4 protein-coding genes and 1 pseudogene are annotated in these 4,774 nt (G+C 70.4%); all 5 read left to right on the top strand.

What is annotated here, in order from left to right; all coding sequences use genetic code 11:
• A partial coding sequence (locus AC2VOP_RS11555) for an FtsW/RodA/SpoVE family cell cycle protein (RefSeq protein ID WP_486961090.1) occupies positions 1-620 on the top strand: 620 nt, incomplete at its 5' end.
• 29 nt (positions 621-649) lie between these two features.
• The gene (gene murG, locus AC2VOP_RS11550; RefSeq protein ID WP_486961092.1) at positions 650-1,753 is read left to right on the top strand and encodes an undecaprenyldiphospho-muramoylpentapeptide beta-N-acetylglucosaminyltransferase; all 1,104 of its coding nucleotides are present in this window, start codon (positions 650-652) and stop codon (positions 1,751-1,753) included.
• Between the two features lie 35 nt (positions 1,754-1,788).
• A complete protein-coding gene (gene murC / locus AC2VOP_RS11545) occupies positions 1,789-3,198 on the top strand; it encodes a UDP-N-acetylmuramate--L-alanine ligase (protein ID WP_486961091.1) in 1,410 nt (469 codons plus the stop codon).
• Between the two features lie 5 nt (positions 3,199-3,203).
• Entirely contained in the window at positions 3,204-4,166 is a 963-nt protein-coding gene (locus AC2VOP_RS11540; RefSeq protein WP_486961089.1) for a cell division protein FtsQ/DivIB, read from the top strand.
• 285 nt (positions 4,167-4,451) lie between these two features.
• A pseudogene (locus tag AC2VOP_RS11535) lies at positions 4,452-4,774 on the top strand (cell division protein FtsZ); the annotation flags it as partial.

The following is a 4,774-nucleotide window of genomic DNA, read 5'->3' as shown; positions in this document are numbered from 1 at the left end:
TCGTCGGCGAAGAGCTCGGCTTCATCGGCGGGTTCGGATTGCTGGCGCTGTTCGGCTTGTTCGCCTACACCGGCATGCGTATCGCACGGCGCTCCGTCGATCCGTTCCTGCGGCTGCTGACCGCCACGACGACGATGTGGGTGATCGGCCAGTCGTTCATCAACGTGGGCTACGTGATCGGCCTGCTGCCAGTCACCGGGATCGAGCTGCCCCTGATCTCCGCGGGTGGAACATCCACCGCGACAACACTGGTGATGATCGGCGTGATGGCCAACGCGGCACGACACGAGCCCGAGGCGGTGGCGGCGCTGCGGACCGGCCGCGACGACCGGATGAACCGGCTGCTGCGGCTGCCGCCGCCCGAACCCTACGCGCCGACCCGGGCCGAGGCGCTGCGAGACCGGCTGCGGTCCGGCCCACAGCCAGGCGGCCGACAACGCGGGCAGCCCGGGCCGCAGAGTCGGCCGGCAGCACGCTCAAGGCATCATGGAGGCGGCTCAGGCCACAGCGGCCGGAGCGGCCGGAGCGGCCATAGCGGCCATAGCGGCCATAGCGGCAGGAGCGGCCAACGATCGCCGCGTGGTCGTACACGCGCACTGGAAGGTCAGCGTTACGGGTGAACGACTCGGTCCCCAAGCCCGGCGCGCCGATGTCGGTCGTCCTGGCGGGCGGCGGCACCGGCGGCCACGTCGAGCCCGCGATGGCCGTCGCCGATGCGCTGACCGCCCTGGACCCGGACGTCCGGATCACCGCGCTGGGCACCAGACGTGGGTTGGAGACCCGGTTGGTGCCCGAGCGCGGATACCGACTCGCACTGATCACCCCAGTGCCGTTACCCCGCAAGCTCAACACCGATCTGCTCCGGCTCCCGGTTCGGGTAGGCAGGGCGGTGCGACAGGCCCGAGCCGTGCTCGACGATGCACAGGCCGATGTGGTGATCGGGTTCGGCGGGTACGTGGCGCTGCCGGCATACCTTGCTGCCCGCGGCGTACGCCGGCGCAGCATCCCGGTGGTGATCCACGAGGCGAATGCCAGGGCCGGGCTGGCCAATCGGGTCGGCGTCCGCACCGCACGGCGGGTGCTCTCGGCGGTCGGCGATTGCGGGCTGCGCGGTGCCGAGGTAGTTGGTGTTCCGGTGCGGCCGGCGATCACCAACTTGGACCGTGCGGCGCTGCGATCCGCGTCCCGTGGCGAGTTCGGTTTCTCCGACGACGCGCGGGTGTTACTGGTGTTCGGCGGGTCGCAGGGAGCGCGATCCATCAACCGGGCGGTCGCTGGTGCGGCAAAAGACCTTGCTGCCGCGGGCATTTCGGTGCTACACGTCTATGGGTCGAAGAACAGGCTGGACCTGCCGGAACCGGCCGATGGCGATCCGCCGTATGTCGCGGTGGGATACCTGGACCGGATGGAGCTGGCCTACGCCGCAGCCGATCTGGCCATCTGCCGGTCAGGCGCGATGACGGTCGCCGAAGTGTCCGCGGTCGGGCTGCCGGCGGTCTATGTGCCGCTGCCGATCGGCAACGGTGAGCAGCGGCTCAACGCATTGCCGGTGGTCGAGGCGGGCGGTGGGTTGCTGGTCGACGACGCCGAATTGACCGCTGGTTTCGTGGCCGGGACGGTAACCGAACTGCTCGCCGACGAGCCCCGGCTGGTGGCGATGACGGCCGCGGCCGGGCGGGCCGGGCATCCGGATGCGGCGCGGCGGGTCGCTCAGGTGGCATTGGACGTCGCGCGGCAGGGGAGGCGGGGGTGACCGCCGAGCTGCCGCCCGAGTTGCTGCGGGTGCACATGGTCGGTATCGGGGGGGCGGGCATGTCCGGCATCGCCCGCATCCTGCTGGATCGCGGCGGCCTGGTGTCCGGGTCGGACGCCAAGGAATCCCGCGGAGTCCGTGCGCTGCGTGCCCGTGGTGCGCAGATCCGGATCGGTCACGACGCGTCGTCGCTGGATCTGCTGCCCGGTGGGGTGACGGCGGTGGTCACCACGCATGCCGCGATCCCCGACACCAACCCCGAGCTGGTCGAAGCCCGGCGGCGCGGCATCCCGGTAGTGCTGCGCCCGGCGGTGCTGAGCAAACTGATGGCCGGCCGCACCACCCTGATGGTCACCGGCACGCACGGCAAGACAACGACGACGTCGATGCTCGTGGTGGCGTTGCAGCACTGCGGACTGGACCCGTCCTTCGCGGTCGGCGGCGAGTTGGGGGAGGCCGGCACCAACGCCCATCACGGCAGCGGCGGTCACTTCGTCGCCGAGGCCGACGAAAGCGACGGGTCGCTGTTGGAGTACACCCCGCATGTCGCGGTGGTCACCAACATCGACTCCGACCATCTGGACTTCTTCGGCAGTGCCGACGCCTACACAGCGGTTTTCGACTCTTTTGTGGCCCGTCTCGACCCGGGCGGGACGCTGGTGGCCTGCGCCGACGATCCGGGGGCGGCCGCACTGGCCGACCGCTGCGCCGGGCGCGGCGTCCGGGTGCTGCGATACGGCTCGGGGCCGGCGGACAACCTGACCGGGGAGTTGCTGGCCTGGGAACAGCAGGGTACCGGGGCAGTCGCGCAGATCACGGTGGCCGGGTTGACGCGCGTGATGCGGCTGTCGGTGCCCGGCCGGCACATGGCGCTCAACGCGCTGGGGGCGTTGCTGGCCGCGGCCGAGGTCGGTGCGCCGGTCGAGCCGGTGCTCGACGGCCTGGCCGGGTTCGAAGGCGTGCGACGCCGTTTCGAGTTGGTCGGCACCGTGGGCTCGGTGCGCGTCTTCGACGACTACGCGCATCATCCGACCGAAGTCAGTGCGACGCTGGCCGCGGTCCGCAATCTGCTGCATCAGGGTGGGTCGGGCCGCAGTCTGGTGGTGTTCCAGCCGCATCTCTATTCGCGGACAAAGGCTTTCGCACCGCAGTTCGGTCGGGCACTGGACAGCGCCGACGAAGTTTTCGTGCTCGACGTCTACGGCGCGCGCGAACAACCGATGCCCGGCGTGAGCGGGGCCGGCATTGCCGAGCACATCAGTGTGCCGGTGCACTATCTGCCGGATTTCTCCGCGGTGGCGCCGCAGGTGGCCGCGGCGGCCGGGCCGGGTGACGTCGTCGTCACGATGGGCGCCGGCGACGTCACCATGCTGGGCCCGGAGATCGTGACCGCGCTGCGGTTGCGGGCCAACCGCAGCGCACCCGGACGCCCAAGGGCGCTGTGACGACCATGACCAGACAGCCGAACGACCCGGAAGAAACATCGGTGGACCCAGTGGACCTCGACCCGGTCGTCGAACCCGGCGGCCCTGAGCCGACCGGGCAATCGGCCGACGGCACGGCCATCCGGCCCGACGCCGAGCCGACGCCGCCGGACGCGGAGGGTCCGCGACGGCGGGCCCGGCGGGAACGCGCCGAGCGCCGTGCCGCGCAGGCCCGAGCCGAGGCGATCGAGGCGGCCCGCCGCGAAGCCAAACGCCGGGCCCGGGCACGCCCGGCCGACGAGCCCACATCCGTTTCGCGGGGCACCATCCGGGGTTTGCAGGCGGTGCTGGCTGCGGTGCTGGCAGCGGTGGCAGCGACCGGCCTCGGGCTCGTCCTGTATTTCACGCCGCTGATGTCGGCACGTCGCATCGATGTCACCGGGATAGCCGCGGTGAGCCGCGACGAAGTTCTCGAGGCCGCGAGAGTGCGGCTCGGAACTCCGCTGCTGCAGATCGACACCAGCCAGGTTGCCGAACGCGTCGCGGTGATCCGGCGGGTCGCCAGCACCCGGGTGCGCCGCCAGTACCCGTCGGCGCTGCGGATCGCCGTCGTCGAGCGGGTTCCGGTGGTGGTGAAGGATTTCCCGGACGGCCCGCACCTGTTCGACCGAGACGGGGTCGATTTCGCGACCACGCCGGCACCGCCGATGCTGCCCTACCTCGACGTCGACAACCCCAGCCCGACCGACCCGGCCACCACGGCAGCTCTGCAGGTGATGACCGCGCTGGCACCCGAGGTCGCCGGCCAGGTGAGCCGGGCGGCCGCGCCCTCGACCGCCTCGATCACGCTGACGCTGACCGACGGCCGGGTGGTGGTCTGGGGCGGCACCGACCGCACCGCGGAGAAGGCCCAGAAGCTGGCGGCGCTGCTGACCCAGCCCGGCCACACCTACGACGTGTCCAGCCCGGACCTGCCGACGGTCAGGTAGTGCCGGTCGCACCGAATTGACATTGCACCCAGGGTCGCGATTTTCCGGGAACCACAACCCTCAGCGCAATCTCGACGCCCAAGCCGAGGCGGCCGGCGACGAAAATCGGCCGAAATTTGCCCGCCACACTTCGGCGCGCCTGCCGAGATGACGAGGCTATCGGCCATACCGTGGCGATTGCGCAGAACAACTTGACATAACTCTAAGCCTTTGGTTGAGGTTGAGGGTTTACCAGCTCAATATCACCAGCGAGGAATCACGCCCCACCAGGGAGGAAGACAAACGATGACCCCTCCGCACAACTACCTTGCCGTCATCAAAGTCGTGGGTATCGGCGGCGGCGGTGTCAACGCCGTCAACCGGATGATCGAGCAGGGCCTCAAGGGCGTGGAGTTCATCGCCATCAACACCGACGCGCAGGCACTGTTGATGAGCGACGCCGACGTCAAGCTCGACGTCGGCCGGGACTCCACCCGCGGGCTCGGCGCCGGCGCCGACCCCGAGGTGGGCCGCAAGGCCGCCGAGGACGCCAAGGACGAGATCGAAGAGCTGCTGCGCGGTGCCGACATGGTGTTCGTCACCGCCGGCGAGGGCGGCGGCACCGGTAC

The sequence above is a fragment of the Mycobacterium sp. TH-M106 genome (assembly GCF_057473765.1).
The sequence above is the reverse complement of the archived record's forward strand: the minus strand, read 5'-3'. Positions and strand labels throughout refer to the sequence as shown.